At 64.7% G+C, this 21,122-nt stretch carries 21 protein-coding genes and 1 tRNA gene; 18 read left to right on the top strand and 4 right to left on the bottom strand.

All coding sequences use genetic code 11. The features are described 5' to 3' along the window. Positions 1–2: 2 nt before the first annotated feature. The 5 genes from mreD (at position 3) to Q9K01_RS06650 (ending at position 4,597) form a co-directional block, all read left to right on the top strand. Complete coding sequence (mreD, locus tag Q9K01_RS06630) at positions 3–557, top strand: rod shape-determining protein MreD (protein WP_305929431.1); 555 nt, start codon at positions 3–5, stop codon at positions 555–557. Further along, positions 554–2,698 carry a penicillin-binding protein 2 gene (gene mrdA / locus Q9K01_RS06635; protein WP_305929432.1) on the top strand — a complete coding sequence of 715 codons (2,145 nt, stop codon included), beginning with the start codon at positions 554–556 and terminating at the stop codon, positions 2,696–2,698. Before mreD ends, mrdA begins: the two co-directional genes overlap by 4 nt. After that, positions 2,695–3,810, top strand: coding sequence for a rod shape-determining protein RodA (gene rodA, locus Q9K01_RS06640; protein ID WP_305929433.1), 1,116 nt, complete (start codon positions 2,695–2,697; stop codon positions 3,808–3,810). Before mrdA ends, rodA begins: the two co-directional genes overlap by 4 nt. Positions 3,811–4,012: 202 nt before the next feature. Next, positions 4,013–4,088: transfer RNA gene (locus Q9K01_RS06645), tRNA-Lys, on the top strand. A gap of 248 nt (positions 4,089–4,336) precedes the next feature. After that, positions 4,337–4,597 (top strand): hypothetical protein, encoded by a 261-nt coding sequence (locus Q9K01_RS06650; RefSeq protein ID WP_305929434.1) that lies wholly within the window; start codon positions 4,337–4,339, stop codon positions 4,595–4,597. Between the two features lie 145 nt (positions 4,598–4,742). On the opposite strand, the gene Q9K01_RS06655 is transcribed toward Q9K01_RS06650, so the two are convergent. After that, entirely contained in the window at positions 4,743–5,057 is a 315-nt protein-coding gene (locus Q9K01_RS06655) for a hypothetical protein (protein WP_305929435.1), read from the bottom strand. A gap of 229 nt (positions 5,058–5,286) precedes the next feature. On the opposite strand from Q9K01_RS06655, the gene Q9K01_RS06660 reads away from it, so the two are divergent. The 9 genes from Q9K01_RS06660 to ribH all read left to right on the top strand — a co-directional run bounded on the left by Q9K01_RS06660 (position 5,287) and on the right by ribH (position 15,573). Continuing rightward, on the top strand, positions 5,287–6,123 hold the full coding sequence (locus tag Q9K01_RS06660) for an N-formylglutamate amidohydrolase (protein ID WP_305929436.1): 837 nt from the start codon (positions 5,287–5,289) through the stop codon (positions 6,121–6,123). Then, positions 6,120–7,331, top strand: coding sequence for a tyrosine/phenylalanine carboxypeptidase domain-containing protein (locus tag Q9K01_RS06665; RefSeq protein WP_305929437.1), 1,212 nt, complete (start codon positions 6,120–6,122; stop codon positions 7,329–7,331). Before Q9K01_RS06660 ends, Q9K01_RS06665 begins: the two co-directional genes overlap by 4 nt. Further along, on the top strand, positions 7,328–8,476 hold the full coding sequence (locus tag Q9K01_RS06670) for an ATP-grasp domain-containing protein (protein ID WP_305929438.1): 1,149 nt from the start codon (positions 7,328–7,330) through the stop codon (positions 8,474–8,476). The genes Q9K01_RS06665 and Q9K01_RS06670 overlap by 4 nt, the downstream gene beginning before the upstream one ends. A 68-nt stretch (positions 8,477–8,544) precedes the next feature. Then, positions 8,545–8,973 carry a YidH family protein gene (locus Q9K01_RS06675; protein WP_305929439.1) on the top strand — a complete coding sequence of 143 codons (429 nt, stop codon included), beginning with the start codon at positions 8,545–8,547 and terminating at the stop codon, positions 8,971–8,973. A gap of 81 nt (positions 8,974–9,054) precedes the next feature. Further along, positions 9,055–10,056, top strand: a complete 1,002-nt coding sequence (locus Q9K01_RS06680; RefSeq protein WP_305929440.1) for an SDR family oxidoreductase — start codon at positions 9,055–9,057, stop codon at positions 10,054–10,056. A 174-nt stretch (positions 10,057–10,230) separates the two neighbouring features. After that, positions 10,231–11,802, top strand: coding sequence for a mechanosensitive ion channel family protein (locus Q9K01_RS06685; protein ID WP_305929441.1), 1,572 nt, complete (start codon positions 10,231–10,233; stop codon positions 11,800–11,802). Between the two features lie 181 nt (positions 11,803–11,983). Beyond that, the gene (locus tag Q9K01_RS06690) at positions 11,984–13,783 is read left to right on the top strand and encodes an SLC13 family permease (RefSeq protein WP_305929442.1); all 1,800 of its coding nucleotides are present in this window, start codon (positions 11,984–11,986) and stop codon (positions 13,781–13,783) included. Positions 13,784–13,870: 87 nt separating this feature from the next. Next, positions 13,871–15,136 carry a 3,4-dihydroxy-2-butanone-4-phosphate synthase gene (gene ribB, locus Q9K01_RS06695; RefSeq protein WP_305929443.1) on the top strand — a complete coding sequence of 422 codons (1,266 nt, stop codon included), beginning with the start codon at positions 13,871–13,873 and terminating at the stop codon, positions 15,134–15,136. Between the two features lie 14 nt (positions 15,137–15,150). Next, positions 15,151–15,573, top strand: a complete 423-nt coding sequence (gene ribH / locus Q9K01_RS06700; protein WP_305929444.1) for a 6,7-dimethyl-8-ribityllumazine synthase — start codon at positions 15,151–15,153, stop codon at positions 15,571–15,573. On the opposite strand, the gene Q9K01_RS06705 is transcribed toward ribH, so the two are convergent. Continuing rightward, positions 15,570–16,673 carry an Rv3169 family protein gene (locus Q9K01_RS06705; protein WP_305929445.1) on the bottom strand — a complete coding sequence of 368 codons (1,104 nt, stop codon included), beginning with the start codon at positions 16,671–16,673 and terminating at the stop codon, positions 15,570–15,572. The genes ribH and Q9K01_RS06705 overlap by 4 nt on opposite strands. Continuing rightward, positions 16,673–17,728, bottom strand: a complete 1,056-nt coding sequence (locus Q9K01_RS06710) for a phosphotransferase family protein (RefSeq protein ID WP_305929446.1) — start codon at positions 17,726–17,728, stop codon at positions 16,673–16,675. The genes Q9K01_RS06705 and Q9K01_RS06710 overlap by 1 nt, the downstream gene beginning before the upstream one ends. Positions 17,729–17,835: 107 nt before the next feature. Here Q9K01_RS06710 and Q9K01_RS06715 point away from each other — a divergent pair, with 107 nt between their 5' ends. Further along, positions 17,836–18,090: a hypothetical protein gene (locus Q9K01_RS06715; RefSeq protein ID WP_305929447.1), complete on the top strand. Its 255-nt coding sequence runs from the start codon at positions 17,836–17,838 to the stop codon at positions 18,088–18,090. Between the two features lie 41 nt (positions 18,091–18,131). On the opposite strand, the gene eno is transcribed toward Q9K01_RS06715, so the two are convergent. Beyond that, positions 18,132–19,418 carry a phosphopyruvate hydratase gene (gene eno / locus Q9K01_RS06720; RefSeq protein WP_305929448.1) on the bottom strand — a complete coding sequence of 429 codons (1,287 nt, stop codon included), beginning with the start codon at positions 19,416–19,418 and terminating at the stop codon, positions 18,132–18,134. A 287-nt stretch (positions 19,419–19,705) separates the two neighbouring features. On the opposite strand from eno, the gene Q9K01_RS06725 reads away from it, so the two are divergent. The 3 genes from Q9K01_RS06725 to Q9K01_RS06735 are packed head-to-tail and all read left to right on the top strand — an operon-like array spanning position 19,706 to position 21,097. Next, positions 19,706–20,266, top strand: coding sequence for a hypothetical protein (locus Q9K01_RS06725; protein ID WP_305929449.1), 561 nt, complete (start codon positions 19,706–19,708; stop codon positions 20,264–20,266). A 19-nt stretch (positions 20,267–20,285) separates the two neighbouring features. Continuing rightward, the gene (locus Q9K01_RS06730; protein WP_305929450.1) at positions 20,286–20,720 is read left to right on the top strand and encodes a phage holin family protein; all 435 of its coding nucleotides are present in this window, start codon (positions 20,286–20,288) and stop codon (positions 20,718–20,720) included. Beyond that, positions 20,717–21,097: a hypothetical protein gene (locus Q9K01_RS06735; RefSeq protein ID WP_305929451.1), complete on the top strand. Its 381-nt coding sequence runs from the start codon at positions 20,717–20,719 to the stop codon at positions 21,095–21,097. Before Q9K01_RS06730 ends, Q9K01_RS06735 begins: the two co-directional genes overlap by 4 nt. Positions 21,098–21,122 lie beyond the last annotated feature (25 nt).

Raw genomic sequence — 21,122 nt, forward strand, 5'->3', positions numbered from 1 at the left:
GCGTGGACCGCTTCGCCCCGAAGTCCCGCAGCGACGCCTACGGGCGACGCATCAACCGCTCGCACTCGACCGTGGTCGCGACGGTGGTCCCCTATCTGTCGATCCTGATCGCCTCGCTTGCGCCGCTGTTCTTCATCGCCTCGGCGCTGCCGATCGTGCCGCCGCTCGGCTTTCTGATGCTGCTCGCCTGGCGCTTGGTCCGTCCTGGGCTGCTGCCCGTCTGGGCGGGTGCCCCGCTCGGCCTGTTCGACGATCTGTTCAGCGGCCAGCCGCTCGGCAGCGCGATGCTGCTGTGGTCGCTCGCGATGATCGCGATCGAGCTGATCGAGACTCGGTTCCCCTGGCGCAGCTTCGCGCAGGACTGGTTCACGGCGGGTTTAATCCTGCTGGTCTATGTCCCCCTCGCCATGCTCATTTCGGGCGGCGAGCCGACGCTTGCCGCGCTCATCGCACTGGGGCCCCAACTCGTGTTGTCCATTCTCGTATTCCCTCTCTTCGCGCGCCTCGTCGCCCGGCTCGATCAGATGCGGCTGACCCGCTGGCGGGTGGTAGGATGAAGCTGGGTAAAGGCAAACGCGACCACGTCAGCAGCACCACGCTGGATCAGGCCTTCTCCCGCCGCAGCTTCGTCATCGGCGCGGGCATGGGCGGTATCGGGATCCTGCTCGCCGGACGGATGGCCTATATCGCCATCGCCGAAAACGAGAAATACGAGCTCGAATCGGAGAGCAACCGGGTCAATCTGTCGCTGATTCCGCCCCGGCGGGGGTGGATCCTCGATCGCAACGGCGCACCGCTGGCCTCCAACAAGGCCGATTTCCGCGTCGACGTTATCCCCGATCAGCTTGTGAATCCGAAGGCAACTCTGGCGGCGCTGGGCAAGATACTCGACCTCGATGCCGCTACTCTGGCCGATATCAGCAAAAAGGTCGACGAAGCCGCCTCCTTCCAGCCGGTCGAGGTGGCGACGGGTCTGGATTACGAGGATTTCGCGGCGGTCAGCGTGCGGCTTCCCGATCTGCCCGGCGTGGTTCCCCAGCGCGGCTACTCGCGCTTCTACCCCACCGGGCCCAGCGTGGGGCATCTGCTCGGCTATGTCGGCCCGGCCAATGCCGAAGAATACAAGGAAGAGGGCGATCCGCTGCTGATCACGCCGGGCTTCAAGATCGGCAAGGATGCGCTCGAGCAGCAGTTCGAGCAGAATCTGCGCGGCGTGCCCGGAGCGCGCCGCGTGGAGGTGACCGCGTCGGGGCGGATCATCAAGGAGCTGGAGACGCGCGAGGATGTCCAGGGCGCTCCGATCCATCTGACCATCGACGGCCCGCTTCAGGATTATGCCGCCCGTCGGATCGGGCTGGAATCGGGCTCTGCGGTGGTCATGGATTGTCGCACCGGCGACATCCTGTGCATGTCCTCCATGCCCAGCTACGATCCCAACAGCTTTTCCGCCGGCATCGGCAGCGTGGAATATTCGATGCTGCGCGAGGACGAGCGCGTCCCACTGCGCAACAAGGTGCTCAAGGGGCTTTATCCGCCGGGTTCGACGGTCAAGCCGATGGTCTCGATGGCGCTGCTCGAGCAGGGCATCGATCCCTCGGAGCGGGTCCTTTGCACCGGCGGTCTGCGCGTCGGCAACCGGGTGTTCCGCTGCTGGAAACGCGGCGGCCACGGCATGGTCGATATGGCGGCAGGGATCTACCAGTCGTGCGACGTCTATTTCTACGCAATGGCCCAGCGCACCGGGATGGACCCGATCGCGGTGATGGCGCGGCGCTGCGGGATGGGGCAGGAATTCGAGCTCCCCGTTACCAGCCAGTTCTATGGCACAGTCCCCGATCCGGCCTGGAAGCTGAAGAAATACGAGCGCGAATGGCAGGCCTACGATACGGTCAACGCCACGATCGGCCAAGGCTACATGCTGGCGAACCCGCTCCAGCTGGCGGTGATGTCGGCACGGATCGCCACCGGCAATCACGTCGAACCAAGGCTCAATCGCAAGACTCCGATCAAGGGCTTCGACGAAGTGAATTTTTCGGACGAGCATGTCCGCTACGTCCGCCAGGCGATGAGCGATGTCGTCAATGGCCCCGGGACCGCCGGGCGCGCCCGCCTGCCGATCGAAACCGTCAAGATGGCGGGCAAGACCGGCACCGCGCAGGTCGTCAGCCTCAGCAATTCCGACGGCCGTACCGGGCCGTGGAAATATCGCGACCACGGCTTGTTCATCTTCTTCGCCCCGTTCGACAACCCGCGCTATGCCGGGGCGGTGGTGATCGAGCATGGTGGCGGTTCGGGCGCGGCCTATCCGATCGCACGCGACATCATGACCTATATGTTCGATCCGGCGAAGGGCATGGAAGCTCTGTCCGCGCTGGAAGAGCAATGGGGCGGCACCGCACAGGAGCGGCTGATCAAGAAATACGCTGCCTATGCTGCGGCGGCGGGAGAAACCGTTCCGCCAGCCCCCTCGCGCAGCGAGGAGATTTTCGATCAGGTCGAGGCCGAGGCGCGGGTGGCCAGTCGCCAGTCGGAACAGATCGCGGATCGCGTGATCGTGCCGCGACCCGAAGCCGACCCGCGCGCCGCCCCGCGGATGCCGCAGCCCGGTACGGGAGTCGAAACAGCGGTGCCGACTGTCGACGCGGTCCTGCCAGAGCCCGCCCCGGTCACGCCGCCCTCCCCCGCGCCGCAGCCATGAGCATTGTCCCGACTCCGGTCGCGCGCCAGCCCTGGGCGATGCTGTTCCCGCTCTTCATTCTGATCGGCTTCGGCGCGCTGGTCCTTTATTCGGCGGCGGGCGGTGGGTGGCAGCCCTATGCCGCGCCGCATCTGGTCCGCTTCGGAGTGTTCCTGGTGATGGCGATCGTCATGACGCTGTTCTCGCCAGCGCTGGCCAAATTCGCCGCCTATCCGGTTTATGTGATCATCCTGCTGCTGCTGGTGCTGGTCGAGGCGATGGGCCAGATCAACGGGGGCAGCCAACGGTGGCTCAACCTGGGTTTCATGCAATTGCAACCGTCGGAGCTGATGAAGCCGGCGATCGTGCTGGCGCTGGCGCGGTTCTACAGCGATCTCCCGGTCGGAATGGTCGCCACCTGGCGTGCACTCATTCCGGCTTCGGTGCTGGTCGGGCTTCCCGTTGCGCTGGTGCTGGTGCAGCCGGATCTGGGGACCTCGCTCGCCATCCTGTTCGGCGGCGGGATTGTGATGTTTCTCGCCGGGCTGCCGATCCGCTGGTTCGCCATCGTCGGCGCTGCGGGCGCTGTGCTGGCGCCGCTGGCGTTCTTTTTCGGGCTGAAGCCCTATCAGCAACGCCGGGTGACGACCCTGCTCGACCCCGCCAGCGATCCGCTGGGTGCGGGCTATCACATCATCCAGTCCAAGATCGCGATCGGCTCGGGCGGGCTGACCGGCAAGGGATTCAACGAAGGCTCGCAAAGCCATCTGCAGTATCTTCCCGAGCCGCACACCGATTTCGTCTTTGCCACCATGGCGGAGGAATGGGGCTTCATCGGCGGGCTGGTGGTGATCGTCTGCTTCGCGCTGATCCTGCGCTGGGGTTTGCTCGTCGCGCGGCGCTCGAAGGACCGCTTCGGCAAGCTGCTCGCGGCTGGCATGGCCGCCACGATCTTCTTCTACGTCGCGGTCAATCTGATGATGGTGATGGGGCTCGCACCGGTGGTGGGCATCCCCCTCCCCTTCATGAGCCACGGGGGTTCCTCGATGCTGACCAATCTGATCTGCATCGGCTCGCTGATGATGGTGAACCGCTGGAACAGCCGCCAGGGAAGTTCCGGACTGACCCGCTAGCGCCAAATCGGGCCCTGCCCGGCAGGAAATCCTCGATCCCAGGGAAAGGGAATGCTGGCCGTCGGCAACCTCTTCTGGCGACCCCCGCCGACAACCAGCCGTCTGGATCCCGGGCCGAGGCGCAATTGGCCCTTCCCATCCTGAAAATGCCCGCTATATGAGCGCCTCCCCGAGTCGGGGTGCCGATGAAAATCCGGCATGTGGACGCATAGCTCAGTTGGTAGAGCAGCTGACTCTTAATCAGCGGGTCCTTGGTTCGAGCCCAAGTGCGTCCACCATTTTTTCCCATCAATCAGCAATTGGGCCGGGGCGGATAGATCCGCGTAGCCGCTGCCGGGATGTGCGTGCGCAGTCGGCTTCGGTCAGGCGAAGCGCAAGCTGCTGCGAAAACTGTAGCTTTTGCTCCAGAGGGACCGCCTTGTCGCAGGAATACGGTTTCGCCATTCTCTTGTCGTGCTACAGTCCTTGCAAGCCCCGAAGACCTTGGACGCGGGGCGAGTGGTGCGAGTCGCCACGAGTATGAGCCGTGATGTTGAATGCAATTTCGTGGAGTTCCACTATGAAGAAAAGTGTACTTGCCTTGAGTGCTACCGCCGTCGCTGCGATGATCGCCGCGCCGGTTGCCGCTGCCGAGCGTTTTTCGGCTCCTATCGCTGAAGAGAGCGAATTGGGCGGTGACAATGGCGGGCTCATCGTCGGAGCGATCGCTCTGGGTGTCGCAATCGCCGGTGTCCTCATCCTTATCGAGGCGTTCGACGACGACGACGACGCAGCCGTCAGCCCTTGAATTCCAAGAGCCGCTGAAAAGGGGGGCGCAAGGGCGACTTTGCGCCCCCTTTCCTTTGGTGCCGCTATTCCGGGCGCGGGGATTGCTGGCGTCCCCACCAGCAGCGCCCGGCGGCATCGGTGGTCGAACGCACGCCTACAGGCGCTTATTCCACGACGTCGGTGATATCGCCGGTCGGGGGCGTCTGGTCTGCCGGAGTGGCGGCTTCCGCGGCAGTCTCGTCTTCGATCCGCGTGACCATCCGATCGTCGCCCGGGTTGCGCATGTCCTCGACTTCGGTCGTCGGGATATCCGCCGGCTCCATGATCTGGACATCGGGCGTCGTTTGGGTGATCGCCGAATCCTCCGGATCGCCTGCCGGGTCCCAGAAGACCACCACCAGGGCGAATGCGAGTAGCACGAGCAGCGCTGCCCAGATCCACTTGTAGCCTTTTTTCTCTTCAGGGGCTGCATCTGTCATTGGTGTTCACCTCGAGGTTCACTGATTGATCTAAACGTCAGGCGGAGTTGGAGCCTGGAGCAAGGCTCAAACCTCCGCCGCTCACGAACGCACTTGCTACGAACGTTCCTGATGGACGAACCGGGAAATCAGGGCGTTGTTCCGAAAGCCTGCTGCCCGCAGCGGCAGCTTCGCTGCGTCTGTCGAGGCCTGCGGAGGAACGGCACCGCTATCCTCTCGTTAGCAAGCCATGCAGCAAAGCCTTACGAACCCAACGACCCTCCCCACCTATCGCACCGAACCGTGGGACCTTCTCGTCCAGCCCGGTCCGGTGATGGCGACCGCCATCCATGCCGGCCACACCATTCGCGATTCGCTGCGACGCTGGCTGAAGCTCGACGATCAGGGGCGGCTACGCGAAGAGGACCCGCTGACCGACTTCTTTCTCCCCGCGGGGGATACGATCTTTCGTGCCAATCGCTCGCGCTTCGAATTCGATCTCAATCGCCCCGCAGCCAAAGCCGTGACGGTGGATCCCGCCGACACCTGGGGATTGCAGATATGGGACCAGGATCTTCCCCAGGAAGAGATGGATGCTTCGCTCGAACTGCATCGCCGGTTCTATGCGCTGATGAGCGAGCGGGTGGAGGCCATGATTGCCGAATACGGGCAGATCCTCGTGCTCGACATCCACAGCTACAACCATCGTCGCAACGGCGCCGAAGCGCCCGCCGATCCGCAGGCCGAGAGCCCGGATATCGATCTCGGGGCCACCACGCTCGACAAGACGATCTATGGCGGATTGCTCGAAGAGTTCGCGCAGGGGCTGCGTTCGCGCCCGGTCGGAGGCAAATCGCCCGACGTCCGCGTGAACGTGCGTTGGGAAGACGGCGGCAATTTCCCCGAATGGCTCCACGCTACCTATGGCGATGCGGCCTGTGTGATCACCCTGGAATACAAGAAGATCTTCATGGACGAGTGGGGGCGCACCGCCGATATTCTCGCCTTGCAGGACCTGCGGGAAGGGTTTCTCGCCGGAGTCGCCAACGCCCGCAGATGGCTGGCGCAATCGGCGGGTGCGAAATGAGAGAAACGTCCGACGAACAAGGCCACCAGGGGGCGCCGGGACTGTGTTCCGCGGCGATCGCGGTCGATCGGGCGCTCGCCCGGATGGACGAGGAGGTGGATTGGCTCGAGCGCCTCACGCCCGTCAATATCGCCGAGATCTGGGACGGTTTCCGCAGCTCGAACTATCGCCACATGCCCGACAGTCGCTTCAGCGAGGGGCTGGAGAACGATGCGCCCGTGCTACGCCGCGATCTCTTCGCCCTGCCGGTCCGCGAGGTCGAAAACGATCTGCTCCGCGCCCTGCTGCTGGAGAAGCAGCGCGAGATCGATCAGCAGATCGAACTGGTGCGGATGCGCGACAAGGACGGCTTCATTCTCGCCAGCATCGACCTGTTCGGACATGTTGGCGACCGCTTGCTGCAAGACGCACGAAGCCTGCTCGCCGAGGTGCCGCCGGCCGAGCCCGATCCCGACGACGCGGGCGCTGCCGAGATCTGTGCGGCGGCGCGCAACGAGGTGGCGAAATACCGTGCGCGTTACCCCCACTTCGAGTGCGAGGTCGTGGTCGATCCGACCCCGGGAACGTCGCTCTATGTGTCGCACGGCGATTTTCACGTCGCGCATGATTTTCGCACCTCGCATTCGCGGGTCGATCCGCTGATCCAGCATGAGATCGGCACCCACGCCATCACGCGGTACAATGGTCGCAGACAGCCCCTTCACACTCTCGCCGGGGGGCTCGCCGATTACGACGAGCTTCAGGAAGGAGTCGCGGTGCTGGCCGAGTATCTGGCCGGTTATCTTCCGGCGCAGAGATTGCGCACCCTGGCTGCGCGCGTGGTCGCCGCGCATATGGCGGTGGAGGAACGGGCGGGGCCCGAAATCTACGCGTGCCTGGTCGATCAACATAGCATCGATTCCGAAACCGCGTTCGACACCGCCTTGCGCGCCAAGCGCGGCGGCGGGCTGACCAAGGACGCGCTCTATCTCAAAGGCCTGGCGGAACTGCTGGCCTATCTGCGCGAGGGCGGCGATTTCGAGATCCTTTTTCTGGGCAAATTCGCGCTCAAGCATCTCCACAGTCTGGAGACGCTGATCGAGGACGGCATTTTGCACCGGCCCGAAGTCTTGCCCTCCTACCTCGACGACCCTGCCGCGCTCGACCGGCTCGCGAAGGCGCGCCAGGTGCCGCTCGCGCAATTCTATCAGGAAAGCACCCCAGCATGACCGAATCCAAACAAAAGGCGAAACCGAAGAGCAAGTCCCCGGGCAAGTCCCCTGGCAAGTCTACGGGCAATTCTTCGGGCAAGAGCAACGACACCACCATCAAGATTGCCTTCGTCGTAAACGAGGTCGCGACCGAACAGGACAATTACACGACGATCCGCCTGGCCCGCAAAGCGGTGGCGCGCGGTCACGAGGTGGCGCTGATCGGGCTCGGCGATTTCATCTACGACTGGCAGGACGGCATCTGCGCGATGGCGACCATGAGCAAGATCGCCGAGTTCGCAGACGACACCGCCTATCTCGCGCATTTGCAGGATCCGGAGATGGAGCGGACGCGTATCAATCTGTCCGCATATGATATCCTGATGCTGCGCAGCGACCCGGCGGCGGAGCTGACGACGCGCAATTGGGCGCCGTCCTCGGGACTGCTGTTCGCGCAGCTCGCCTCGTTGGATCGCACGATCGTGCTGAACGATCCCAGCCAACTGACCGACGCCGTCAACAAGACCTATTTCCAGGGCTTCCCCGGATCGGTCCGACCGGCGACCAGCATCACGCGCGAGCCTGACCAGATCAGCCGCTTTCTGGATGCGCATGGGGGCAAGGGCGTCATCAAACCGTTGCAGGGTTCGGGCGGTCAGGGCGTGTTCCTGATCGACGAAGGCAATCGCCAGAACCTCAATCAGATCGTCGAGGCGGTGATCCGCGACGGCTATGCCATCGTCCAGGAATATCTGCCCGCCGCCGCCGAGGGCGATCTGCGTATGCTCACGCTGAACGGACGCCCGCTCAAGGTGGCCGATACCTACGCCTGCATGCACCGCTTCAGCCAGACCGAGGATCATCGCTCGAACATCTCCGCAGGCGGGGGCGTGGAGATGGTGGAACCGGACGAGACCGCTCTGCGGATCGCCGAGATCGTCGGCCCCAAGCTGATCGACGACGGGATGTATCTGACCGGACTGGACATCGCGGGCGACAAGATGATGGAGCTCAACGTCGATACGCCCGGCGGGATCAACTTCATGGAGGATCTCAGCGGGGTCGATTTCAGCGGCGCGATCCTGGACGATCTCGAACGCAAGGTCCGGTTGCAGCGGCAATATGGCGGAACGCTGACCAATCGGCAGCTGGCGGTGATTTGAGGTTGTGCCGTGTTCGGGATCGGACCTCGCGCAATTGCACCGAGCGGCAATGAGGCTATTCTGAACCCATGGCGCAAGACGACAACGACGACGACGACCGGGACGATTCCGACAAGAGCACGGAATGGGCCGAGTTCCGCACCGACCTGGCCGAAGACCGCACGATCCAGGCGACCGAGCGGACCTTCGCCGGCTGGCTGCGCACCGGCTTCGCCGCCATCGGCGTGGGCATCGCCTTTCACGTCGTGTTCGGCGAATTCGAGCCACCCTGGCTGGCGCAAGCGATCGCCTCGCTGTTCATCGTGCTGGGAATGACGATCGCCTTCACCGCGGAGAGGCGCGCTCGCAGCAGCTTCTCGCGGCTTTCCAGTCACGAGATCGATCGGCCCGAAACCCCCAACATCCGCTGGATGAGCTGGTCGATCATCGTCGGCGGCCTGGCGCTCATCGCCGGCATCTGGATCCTCAACGACGGATCCATCGGCCCTCCAGGCTAGCCGCGACGGCACCGTCGGGGGAACGATGCAGCAGGGGGTGGTTTGACCTTGGGTCCCCCCTAGGCTGTTGGAACACGAAAAATGAATCTCAAACCTCTGAACGAGCAGGTCGTGGTCATAACCGGCGGATCCTCCGGGATCGGCCTTGCCACCGCGCTAATGGCGGCGCGCGAGGGTGCGACGGTGGTGATCGTCGCGCGCGGCGAGGACGGCCTCAAATCCGCCGCCGACCGGATCCGCTCCGCTGGCGGCAAATGCGACTATCTGTGCGCCGATGTCGGATCGCGCGACCAGGTTCGCGGCGTGGTCGAAGCGGTGCTCGAAAGGCACGGTCGTTTCGACACCTGGGTCAGCAATGCCGGCGTCGCGGTCTATACCAAGCTCGAGGATTTGAGCGACGAGGATCACCGCCGGGTGTTCGAGACCAATTACTGGGGCGTCGTCCACTGCGCGACCGAGGCGCTTCCGCACCTCAAGCGGCACGGCGGAGCGCTGATCACCACCGGCTCGATCTCCTCGCAGATGCCCGCCCCGGTTCTCTCGTCCTACACCGCCAGCAAATATGCGGTGAAAGGCTATATCGACTCGCTCCGGCTCGAGCTGATGCACGAGAACGCGCCGGTTTCGGTGACGCTGATCCAACCCAGCGGGATCAACACGCCCTTCGGCGAACACGCGCTCAACCAGATGGAGGGCCGCGCGATGGTACCGCCGCCGGTCTACTCGCCCGATCTGGTCGCCGAGGCGATCTGCCGCGCCGCCCAGCACCCGACCCGCGACAAGATCGTGGGCGGCGCGGGGCGGTCGATGACCCTGCTTGCCAATCTCGCACCCGGGCTCGCCGATCGGGTCTTCTCATCGGCATTCTTCAAGCTGGCTCTCGACAAGGACAATCCCAAACGCGCGCGCGACGGGGGCTTCCATCGTTCGGGCGGCGAAGGCGATATCTATGGCGAACAGAGCGAATGGATGCGCGAAACGAGCGTCTATTCGAAGCTGCGCCGGCACCCGGCCCTCTCCGCGGTCGCACTGCTCGGTCTGGGCACGGGTCTGCTGGGATGGCTGCAGAAACGTCGTTCCTGAAGATGCGAGCGCGCCCACCCGATCAGGGGTGATCGCGAGCACCCATCGCTGCAGCGAGGCGGCGAATGGCCCTGCCGACCGAGGCAATCCGGCTTCAACGCTTCACAATCGCGGCTGGGCTGGTATCAGCGGGCCGCAGGCGGGAATGGTCGGAAGAATGCAGTTTTGGGATCTATGACGATAATCCGGGCCCTGGCGTGGCTGGCACTGATCGCGCTGGCGATGCCTGCGTCGGCCCAGCTCGTCCAGCAACCAGAAGTGGAAGAGACGACGCCCGCCGATCTGTTCGGTCGCGAGACGCCGCGCTCCGCAGTCACCGGGCTCATCCGGGCGCTCGCCGAGGCCGATTACACCCGCGCGGCGCAATATCTCTCCTCCGCTGGTCCCGACGATTCCGCCAGTCTCGAGCAGGCCGCCGAGCAGGCGCGCCAGTTGCAGGCCGCGTTGGACAGCGGGGGTAGTCTGCTGCCTTTCAGCGTGCTCTCCAACGACGCCACCGGGCGCCTCGACGACGGCCTGCCCCCTGCGAGCGAGCGGGTGGGCACCCTCCCCGGCGATGCGGACGCACCGATCCTGCTGGAACGCAGCGAAGGTCCCGAGGGTCAGGAAATCTGGCGCGTTTCTGAAGATACGCTCGAGGCGATCGATACGCTGATGCCGGCAGCCGAAGACCTCCCTGCTGCCGACGCCGAGGCAACGCCGATCATTGCTGGCGCACCGCTTGCAGACTGGTTGCTGCTGCTCGGCATCGCGGCGGGCAGCTTTCTCCTGCTGTGGGTGCTCTCGGCGGCAATCCTCGCGCTGATGCGGGCTGCCGTTGCGGACACGGAAGAGAGCACAGCCTATCGCCTGGTTCGCGCCGCCTTGCCGCCGCTCAGCCTGTTTTTGGCGGTCGTGGGCTTCAATCTGTGGGCCGGCAGCGTCGAGGCTTCGATCGTCGCCCGGCAGACCTTGCTGCGCTATATCGGGATCGTCGCCTGGATCGCGCTCGCGTGGTTCGCGCTGCGACTGGTCGATGCGATCGCGCATCTGGCCACCAACAGGATGGAGCGGCAGCAAAGGCGGCAGGGCGCGTCGATCGTCGCCCTGGCGCGGCGCGCGGCAAAGCTGGCGCTGCTCGCGATCGCATTCGTCGCCATTCTGGACACTTTCGGTTTCGATGTGACCGCCGGCGTCGCTGCGCTCGGCATCGGCGGACTGGCGCTGGCGCTGGGCGCCCAGAAGACGGTCGAGAACCTCGTCGGCAGCGTGACGGTGATCGCCGACAAGCCGGTCGAGGTCGGCGATTTCTGCCGCGTGGGCGAAGTGATCGGAACGGTGGAGGATGTCGGCATGCGCTCGACCCGGGTCCGCACGCTCGAGCGCACCCTCGTCACCATCCCCAATGGCGACTTCTCCTCGCGCGAGATCGAGAATTACGCCAAGCGCGACCGGTTCCTGTTCAATCCGACGATCGGGGTGGAATACGGCATCTCTTCGGCCAAGCTGCGCGAGGGGGTCGAGATCATCGAGCAGGTCCTGATCGATCACGAGCTGGTCGAGAACGACGGCCTGCGCGCGCGCTTTGCGGATTTCGGGGCGAGTTCGCTGGATATCGAGGTGTTCGCCTATATCACGGTGATCGACTTCGCAGAGAGCCGCTTCATCCGGCAGGAGCTGATGCTCGAGATATTCGCGCGACTGGAGGAGGCGGGCCTGTCGATCGCCTTCCCGACGCGGACGGTCCATCTCGTCACCGAGGAGTGATTTGCGAGCAAGGAAAGCGCTTCGTTTCCAGCGGCGTTGAGGCCGGCGTTGTGACCGGGCGGTGCGGCAGATCCCGGTCTCGACCCGGGCGTCCCCTCGATCGCCTAGCCAGCAACGCCATGATCATAGTAAGCCAGCGCGGTGATCCCCCATCCGCCCAACAAATCCTGGTCGTGCATTCGTGATTGAAGCGTTTCTGGTCCAGCATAGCGCCTATATCGGTCTCGCGCTGCTGGTCGCCACGCTCGTCGCCTTCACGACGGAGCGCTATCCTCCCGTGGTGGTCGCCGTGCTGGGCGGAGTGGCGATGCTCGCGCTGGGTTACCTGCCGACCGATCAACTGGGCAGCGTGTTCGGCAATCCCGCTCCGGTCACCATCGCGGCGATGTTCGTCCTCAGCGGCGCTCTGCTGCGAACCGGAGCGCTGGAGGGGGTCACCGGGTGGGTGATCCGGCGCACCTTGCGCCGGCCCCGCCTCGCGATCGCGGAGATCGGCAGCGGCACTCTGTTCGCTTCCGCCTTCATGAACAACACGCCGGTCGTGATCGTGATGATCCCGATCGTGAAGCGGCTTGCACGGATACTCAAGATCTCGGCGACGCGGCTGCTCATGCCGCTGTCGTACGTGTCGATCCTGGGCGGGACGCTGACGCTGGTGGGAACCTCGACCAATCTCCTGGTCGACGGCATTGCGCGGCAGGAAGGGCAGCTGGCCTTCGGCATCTTCGATATCACGCTGGTCGGGCTGGTGGCGGCGGCCGCCGGCTTGGCCCTCTTGGGACTGCTTGGGCCCAAGCTGCTGCCCGACAGACCCGAGCGCATGTTCGACGAGGAAAGCGAGAGCGACGTCTATCTCTCCCATCTGGTCGTGCTTGAGCAGAGCCCTCTTGTCGGGCTGGTGCTCGACGAGATTCCGCTCAGCCGCAGGCCCGGGATCAATGTGGTCTCGATCCGGCGGGGCGCCGAAGTGAACAGGCGCGACCTAAGTTCGTGGAGGCTGGAGGCAGGCGATCAGCTGGTGATTTCGGCCAGCCCCGCCGAACTGGCATCGCTGGCGGAATCCAGCGATTTCGCTACCGGGCTGACCGGCCTCGGCGGCAGCGTCGCAACCGCCGGCCCGGCCCGCCCCGAGGACCTGCGGCTGATCGAGGCCGTGATCTCGCCTTCGCACCCGATCATCGGCCGCCGCCTTTCGCAGATTCCGCTGCTGTCCCGGCTCAAGGTTCGGATCCTGGGGCTTTCCCGCCCGAGGCATGTGGCGGGCCCCGACCTTGGCACGGCGCGGGTGCGGCCGGGAGACCGGCTGCTCATCGCAGCAGGGGCGGACGCGGCGCTGTCGCTCAAGCGGAACATGGGCTTCGCGGTGGTGGACGACGCGCAGGCGGTGCCCTTCCGCCGCGCCAAGGCGCCGATCGCGCTGGCGACGATCGCCTTCGTGGTAATTTGCGCTGCCGTTTTCGGAATGCCGATCGAGGCCCTGGCCCTTGGCGGCGTGGCCATCGTCCTCGCAACGAGATGCATCGAACCCGAAGAGGCATGGAGTTCGATCGACGGCGACGTTCTGGTCCTGATCTTCGCCATGCTGGCGTTCGGACTGGGGCTGGCGAATGCCGGGACGATCGAGCTGATCGTCGGGTTTCTCGAGCCGATGCTGCTGGGCGCTTCCCCGTTCGCGGTCCTGATCGCCGTCTATGCGATAACCTCCGTTCTCACGGCGACGGTCACCAACAATGCGGTCGCGGTGATCATGACCCCGCTGGTCATCGAACTCGGGGCCGCAACCGGGGGCGATCCGCGCCAGTTGCTGGTGGCGGTGATGTTCGCGGCCAGCGCCAGCTTTGCCACGCCCATCGGCTACCAGACCAATACGCTGGTATATGGCGCCGCCAACTATCGGTTCACCGACTTTGTAAAGATTGGTCTGCCGATGACCTTCGTGGTCGGGGCAGCCGCCTGCCTGGCGATAACGGTGTTCATCTAGCGCACTCTCGGAAAGGATTGCGGCTCGATCACCGTTCGATGTGACAGGCGCTTGCTCTAACACATTATGATGTGATAGCGGGATCTCATGAACACCACCGTCCAACGGGTCCGCGCCCTGATCGCGGACGGAACCATGACCCGCGCCGGCCTCGCCCGCGCTGCCGGGCTCCACGCCAACACGCTGCGCGATTGCGCGCTGGAGAGCTGGAACCCCACCTCCGACACGCTGCGCAAGCTCGATCTCTTTCTCGACGCCAATGACGAGACTCCGGTGCTCGTCGGGATCGAGGAAATCATCGACGAGGCCCGCAACGGGCGGATGTATGTGCTGGTCGATGACGAGGATCGCGAGAACGAGGGCGATCTGATCGTGCCCGCGCAGATGGCAACCCCCGAAGCGATCAATTTCATGGCCACTCACGGTCGCGGGCTGATCTGCCTCTCGCTCGACCGCCGACGTGTCGATGCGCTCGGGCTCGAGCCGATGACGCGCAACAATCGCGAGAGCATGCAGACCGCCTTCACGATCTCGATCGAGGCGCGCGAGGGCGTGACCACGGGAATATCCGCCGCCGACCGCGCGCGCACCGTCTCGGTGGCGATCGATTCGACCAAGGGGCCGGACGACATCGTCACCCCCGGTCACGTTTTTCCCCTCGCAGCGCGCGATGGTGGCGTACTGGTTCGCGCCGGTCATACCGAGGCCGCGGTCGATATTTCGCGGCTTGCCGGACTCAACCCCTCGGGCGTGATCTGCGAGATCATGAACGAGGACGGGACCATGGCGCGGCTCGACGATCTGGTCGCTTTCGCGCGCAAGCACGGGCTCAAGATCGGCACCATCCGCGATCTGATCGAATACCGCATGCGCAACGATCATCTCGTCGAACAGGTGAGCGAAAGTGCGCTGACCTCGGATTACGGCGGCGACTGGCGCGCGATGACCTATCGCAGCAAGGTCGGCGGCGCGACACATGTCGTGCTGCAGAAGGGCCATGTCGATCCCGAACAGCCGACGCTGGTGCGGATGCATTCGATCTCGATCTTCGACGACATCTTGGGCCAATCGGGTCCGCGCAAGCGCACCTTGCAGCGCTCGATGGCGGCGATCGGCGAACACGGCAGCGGGGTGATCGTGTGCATCATGCCCGACCGGCCCGAGCAGTTGCAGGCCGAGATCGCCCGCACCCCTCACGCCAGTGGCGAGTTGCGCGACTACGGCATCGGTGCGCAGATCCTGGTCGATCGCGGGGTCAGCGACATGATCCTGCTGAGCGATCACGAGAAGACCGTCGTCGGGCTGGAAGGCTACGGCCTCAGCGTCACCGGCCAGCACCCCATCCCCGCCTGAACGGAGCCCGAAACATGGCCAATTTCCTCATCGTCGAGGCGCGCTTTTACGACGAATTCAACGATCTGCTGATTGCCGGCGCGAGGACTGCGCTGGAGGACGCGGGTCATTCGGCAGAGGTGCTGAGGGTGCCGGGCGCGCTGGAGATACCCGGTGCGATCTCGCTGGCGGCGGAGGATGCGCGCTACGACGGCTTCGTCGCGCTGGGCGTGGTGATCCGCGGCGAAACCTATCATTTCGAGATCGTCGCCGGCGAAAGCGCGCGCGGGATCATGGCGCTGACGATGGACGGGATCGCGATCGGCAACGGCATCCTCACCGTCGAGAACGACGCGCAGGCGCGGGTGCGCGCCGATCCGGCGCAGAAGGACAAGGGTGGCGAAGCGGCAAGGGCCGCGATCGCGCTGCTCGAACTGGCGGACCGCTTCGGCGCCTAGGGCGCACCGTCGAGCACCTGCTCGAGCCCGAGCGGGGAGAAGGGTCCGATCACCAGCTGTTCGAACACCCCGATGCCTTCGACATCGGCACCATCGACATCGACGCCTGTCACCGCCACCGGCATCTGCACATGCAGGTTTTCGGGCGCGAGCGGATCGAGGCCGGCTAGATCGATATCCTCGCGCTCGGCTTTCGAAGCGCCGTGGTGGATGCCGTGGCCCCATTCGGGATGGGTGTAGCCCAGCCCGCGCATCTGGAAACGACCGAGCGGCTCGAACTTGAGCTGCTCGGCCGCTCCCTTGACCGCCAGCGACAGCGTGCCGCCGCTCGGCCATCGCGTGCCGCTGGCAAGCCGCGCGCGCATCCCCCCCGCACCCCCGTTGAGTCCCGCCTCTTCGGCCCCGTCGGGTGCCCAGACCGCGCGGGTGTTCCAGGCCTGGCCATGGCTGTCGGCATTGACGTGGAAGAACAGGCTGCCGTCGGGGAAATTGATCGGGGTCCATTGCCAGAAGAAACCGGGCAAAGGATGGCCGGGGATCGGCTGCGCATCGCGCGCGCCCACCGGGCGGACGCCCCAGCTGCGGTCGCGCGTGCCGCAGGTGCCAGGCGTCAGTTCGCGCCGGTCGCCGTCGACCTCGATCCAGCCCTCGTAATGGCCGTTCTGCGTCATGCGCGTGTAATCCATGAAGGCGCGCGGGCCGATCCGATGGATGAAGCGTGGTTCCTCGATCGGAAAGGAGCGCCCGCTGAAGACCACTTCCGCAGCTATCCCCTCGAACGGCTCGAGCCGCACCTTGAGGCGCTTCAGGGGCTCGATGACCTCGATATGGAAGGGGCCGACCGAGAGATCCATCCGCTCCATGCCCAGTTCCCGGCTCGCATGGATGCAATGCTGGACCCCATCGCGGACGACGTTGAAATGTGCGTCGATGATATCGAGGTGCGGATAGACGCCGAGCGCCGCGGCGAAGAAGCCGCTGCCGTCAGGCGCGTAGCCGTTGAAGAAATAGCGGTCGTAGAAATTGCGATCGGTGCCTGCAAAGGCGACCGGCTCCGGCGTCTGGTGGATCGGGAATTCGTCGCCCCTGGACAAGACCATCAGTTCTCTCCCCTCAAGACGGCGATACTGCCATGCTCCAGAGCCAGCGAACAGGCCCCGCGTGCCATCGACAGGAAATTGGCATCGCCGCGCTCGGTGCGTTCGACAAAGGCGGCGCTGAACACCGCGGTCGAGACGCCATGGAGCGCGCCAAGGCGATAGTCTTGCTCGATATCCCCGCGAGACAGTTCGACACCGCGCGCCGCCATTTCATCGAGGTAGAGATCGAGCAATTCGCTTTCATGCTTGCGCCACATCGCCTCGCCGAGCCCGCAGCCGAGGAAATAGGCGACATCGGTCATCGCGTGGCCGATGGCAGCGGTCTGCCAGTCGAGCACCGCGACCGGCTCCTGCCCGCCGCGGATATCGAACAGCATGTTGTCGAGCCGGAAATCGCCATGGACGAGGCATTGCGGCGGCTCGCCGCGGATGAAGTACCGCTCGCTCAGCTCTGCCAGTTCGTCGCACAGCGCCATCAGGGCCGGATCGAGAATATCGCCGTAACGCTCGCGGAATATGGCCTGCGCCTGCGGATACATTTGCGCGATCCGCTCGGCCTGTCCTGGAGGCGGTTGCAGCCATGCCGCCTCGAGCAGATCCGCCCTGCCCCAGCTCGGTGCGTGGATCGCCGCCGCCTGGCGGATCGCGGCTTTCGCGTCATCGGAGCTGCAACTGGCGATCTGGTCGCCTTGCCGCGCCGGCCCGAGATCCTCGAACAGCAGGATGAAATCCGCTCCGTCCTCCGCGACAGCGGCGAAATGCACCTGCGGAACCCGCACTTCGAGCAGCGGCGCCGCCTGCCGGTAGAATTCCACCTCCTTGCGATAGAGACCGAACATCGCGGCCGTTCCGCGGCTCGTCGCATCCTCGGCGGGAAATTTCGCCGCAAGCGTCTGCGTCTCGGGCAAATCCCGAAAGCTGATCGTCAATCTAACGCTGTCGCCGACCTGGCCCGTCCCGATCGGTTTCCATTCGACTCCGGCGACGGATATGCCGAGCACCCGGCCGAGCCAATCGGGCGTAACCGCATCGGGATGCGTGGGAAATTCTGCCAAGCCGCTTTCCTCCCTGCAGGCAGCCCTTATTGGGCTTGTCCTTGCTGATGGGTGGAACGCTAGTCGGGACGATGCGTCCTGACAATCATGCAGGAGGGAACGAGACAATGAACGGACCGATCGACTGGATCGCCTCGATCGGCACGGTGTTGGCTGCCTCGCTGATCGCTTTCGACCTGGGTCGCCGCGCCACCGCCTGGGGCTTCGTGCTGTTCTGCGTGGTGGCGGTGCTTTGGATCTATATCGGCCTGACTTCCGACGCGATCCCGCTGGCGCTGATGAACGGCGTGCTGCTGCTGATCAATGCTTGGGGCGTGTGGCAATACTGGTTTCACCCCAAGAACCGCGCCGAACAGAGCTGATCCGCTCGATTCGGGCGCGGCCCAGAAGCAGGTGTGGCAGATTACCGCTTGTTCGCGCCGAAACAGGCCTTCCCCGCATAGCGGGCGCTATTGCCGAGTTCTTCCTCGATGCGGATCAGCTGGTTGTATTTGGCGAGCCGGTCCGAGCGGGCGAGCGAGCCGGTCTTGATCTGACCGCAATTGGTGGCCACCGCGAGATCGGCGATGGTCGCATCCTCGGTTTCGCCCGAGCGGTGGCTCATCACCGAGGTGTAGCCTGCGCGCGTCGCGATATCGACCGCATCGAGCGTTTCGGACAGCGTCCCGATCTGGTTGACCTTGACCAGCAGCGAATTGGCGAGGCCGCGCCCGATCCCGTCGGTCAGACGTGTCGGATTGGTCACGAACAGATCGTCACCGACCAGCTGGACCGTGTCGCCGATCCGGTCGGTCAGCGCCTTCCAGCCTTCGAAATCGTCCTCGGCCATCCCGTCCTCGATCGAGCGGATGGGATAGTCGCGGCACAGCCGGTCGAGATATTCGGCCATCTCGACGCCATCGAGCGACAGCTTCTCGCCCGAGATCTCGTAGCGACCGTTGCGGTAGAATTCGGTGGCGGCGCAATCGAGCGCAAGGACGACGTCCGTGCCCGGCTCGAACCCGGCGGTGCGGATCGATTCCATGATGAAATCGAGCGCGTCGCGGGTGCTGGCAAGGTCGGGCGCGAAGCCGCCCTCGTCGCCGACCGAGGTGGACAGGCCCTTTTGCGCCAGTCCCTTCTTAAGCGTGTGGAAGATCTCCGCGCCCCAGCGCACGCCCTCGGCAAGGTTTTCGGCGCCCACCGGCATGACCATGAATTCCTGGATGTCGATGGGATTGTCGGCATGCTCGCCGCCGTTGATGATGTTCATCATCGGCACCGGGAGCAGATGCGCCGACACGCCGCCGATGTAGGAATAGAGCGGCAGCCCGCGCGCATTGGCCGCCGCCTTGGCGACCGCGAGGCTGGTGCCCAGGATCGCATTGGCGCCGATGCGGCTCTTGTTCTGGGTCCCGTCGAGCTCGATCATCGCCATGTCGATGTCCCGCTGGTCCTCCGCGTCGAGCCCGAGGATCGCATCGGCAATCTCGGTGTTGGCGGCTTCGACCGCCTTTCGGACGCCTTTGCCATGATAGCGGCTATCGTCGCCGTCGCGCAGTTCGACCGCCTCGTGCGCCCCGGTCGAGGCCCCCGAAGGTACCGCCGCGCGCCCGAAGCTGCCATCGTCGAGCAGCACATCGACCTCGACCGTGGGATTGCCGCGGCTGTCGAGGATCTCGCGGGCGTGCAAGTCGATTATCAGGGTCATTGCGGCGGACTCCGTCGATGTGTTGCAATTCTCTAATACACCCCCAGATGGGGATTCGGGTCGCTCTATGCTGCGGAACAAAGCACCGCAAGTTGCGTTGCAATATCGAAGTCCGAGCCCTCTGGGGTGTCCGGACCAGAACGAACGATCGAGGGGTATGACCGATGGCAAAAACGCCCGATAACAATAGTGCAAAGGCGTCGACCAAGTCCGCAAGCAAGAAAACCAGCGCCGCCAAGCCGCGCAAGACCGTGGCGAAGACCGGCACAGCGAAGGAGACCGCACCCATGACCAACACCGCAACCACCACCACTCCCGCAACGCCTGCCACTTCGGCGGGCACGAACACTTCCGCTACCGGCGGCAGCGAGCACCGGGCCGAGGCCAAGACGCGCTTCAACGCCGCAGTCCAGGAAGCCAAGGCAGGGGCTGCCGCGCTGCGCGCCGAAGCCGGCGAGCGCGCCAATGCCTATCGCAGCCAGGCGCGCGGCAAGAGCGGTTCGCTCGCCGCCGATGCCAAGGGCTATGGCGAGGAAGCCAAGACCAAGGGTCGCGAACTCGCCAATGAAGGCAAGGCGAAGCTGAGCGGTGGAATCGCCTCGCTCAGCCGGATGGTTGCCGACAACGCCCATGTTGTCGATGAGAAACTCGGCGCGCAATATGGCGATTACGCCCGCACCGCATCGCGCTCGCTCGACGACACGGCGAACCGGCTCGATCAGAAGTCGCTCGACGAGCTGACCGAGGATGGCCGCGAATTCGTCCGCAAGAGCCCGGGTCTGGCGATCGGCATGGCCGCGGTCGCGGGATACATGCTCTCGCGCATCTTTGGCGGCTCGCGTCGCTGATCGCGCGCAGGACCGGAAGATGACGGCATTGGACAGCGAAACCGAACCGAGGCAGTCGCCTGTCGGCACCACCGATCTGCCCGAGCAATATGAGGGCGAGGAGAGGGAGGCTGGTCCTCCCCCTCCGTCCCTCTTCGACGATCTGGTGGCACTGTTCGACGACGGGAAAACCTACGCGCAGGCCGAGCTCGCCTATCAAAAGAGCCGCGCCGGTTTTGTCGCCAACCGGGTCAAGTTCCTCGTCGCCTATGGCGCTGCGGCGTTGGGGGTGTTTCACCTCGCGCTTATCGCGTTGACCGTCGGTCTGGTCATCGCCTTGATACCCTTGGTCGGTCCGTGGTTGGCAACCGCGATCGTGACCCTGGCGCTTGTCGTCGTGGGCGTGGTGTTGCTGAGCATGATGAAGAAGAAGGTCGACGATATCCGCTCGGCCTTGGCGGAGGATCACGAATGAGTGCGCTTCGAATCCGCATGCTCGAAGATCGCCATTTGCGCAATTCGGCCAAGGCTCTCGTCGAGGCAGACATTGCGCATATCAAGAGCGATCTCGCCGAACGCGGCCTCGGCGCGCGCGCTGCCGACCGCATCGCGGACGGCGCGAGCGAGGTCTACGACGAGGCTGTCGAGGTGGCGTCGGACAACAAGGGCGCGCTGGCCGCGCTGATCGCGGCCCTGGTGCTGTGGTTCGCACGCAATCCCATTCTCGATGCGCTTTTCGCGAGTGACGACGACGATCCCGACGAGGGTTACGACGACGGCAGCGATGACAATCCTTACGATGACGAGCGCTCCTATGACGACGCGGAACAAGAAAGTCGCTGGCGCCGTTGAACGAACAGACACAAATTCGGAGAAT

This window comes from Qipengyuania benthica (genome assembly GCF_030717865.1).
GTDB classification, from domain to species: Bacteria; Pseudomonadota; Alphaproteobacteria; order Sphingomonadales; family Sphingomonadaceae; genus Qipengyuania; species Qipengyuania benthica.

Excerpts from the sequence above, each read along its gene's own strand:
- mrdA (WP_305929432.1), top strand. The coding sequence starts at position 554 with ATGAAGCTGGGTAAAGGCAAACGCGACCACGTCAGCAGCACCACGCTG.
- rodA (WP_305929433.1), top strand. The coding sequence starts at position 2,695 with ATGAGCATTGTCCCGACTCCGGTCGCGCGCCAGCCCTGGGCGATGCTG.
- Q9K01_RS06655 (WP_305929435.1), bottom strand. The coding sequence starts at position 5,057 with ATGACAGATGCAGCCCCTGAAGAGAAAAAAGGCTACAAGTGGATCTGG.
- Q9K01_RS06660 (WP_305929436.1), top strand. The coding sequence starts at position 5,287 with ATGCAGCAAAGCCTTACGAACCCAACGACCCTCCCCACCTATCGCACC.
- Q9K01_RS06665 (WP_305929437.1), top strand. The coding sequence starts at position 6,120 with ATGAGAGAAACGTCCGACGAACAAGGCCACCAGGGGGCGCCGGGACTG.
- Q9K01_RS06670 (WP_305929438.1), top strand. The coding sequence starts at position 7,328 with ATGACCGAATCCAAACAAAAGGCGAAACCGAAGAGCAAGTCCCCGGGC.
- Q9K01_RS06675 (WP_305929439.1), top strand. The coding sequence starts at position 8,545 with ATGGCGCAAGACGACAACGACGACGACGACCGGGACGATTCCGACAAG.
- Q9K01_RS06680 (WP_305929440.1), top strand. The coding sequence starts at position 9,055 with ATGAATCTCAAACCTCTGAACGAGCAGGTCGTGGTCATAACCGGCGGA.
- Q9K01_RS06685 (WP_305929441.1), top strand. The coding sequence starts at position 10,231 with ATGACGATAATCCGGGCCCTGGCGTGGCTGGCACTGATCGCGCTGGCG.
- ribB (WP_305929443.1), top strand. The coding sequence starts at position 13,871 with ATGAACACCACCGTCCAACGGGTCCGCGCCCTGATCGCGGACGGAACC.
- ribH (WP_305929444.1), top strand. The coding sequence starts at position 15,151 with ATGGCCAATTTCCTCATCGTCGAGGCGCGCTTTTACGACGAATTCAAC.
- Q9K01_RS06705 (WP_305929445.1), bottom strand. The coding sequence starts at position 16,673 with ATGGTCTTGTCCAGGGGCGACGAATTCCCGATCCACCAGACGCCGGAG.
- Q9K01_RS06715 (WP_305929447.1), top strand. The coding sequence starts at position 17,836 with ATGAACGGACCGATCGACTGGATCGCCTCGATCGGCACGGTGTTGGCT.
- eno (WP_305929448.1), bottom strand. The coding sequence starts at position 19,418 with ATGACCCTGATAATCGACTTGCACGCCCGCGAGATCCTCGACAGCCGC.
- Q9K01_RS06725 (WP_305929449.1), top strand. The coding sequence starts at position 19,706 with ATGACCAACACCGCAACCACCACCACTCCCGCAACGCCTGCCACTTCG.
- Q9K01_RS06730 (WP_305929450.1), top strand. The coding sequence starts at position 20,286 with ATGACGGCATTGGACAGCGAAACCGAACCGAGGCAGTCGCCTGTCGGC.
- Q9K01_RS06735 (WP_305929451.1), top strand. The coding sequence starts at position 20,717 with ATGAGTGCGCTTCGAATCCGCATGCTCGAAGATCGCCATTTGCGCAAT.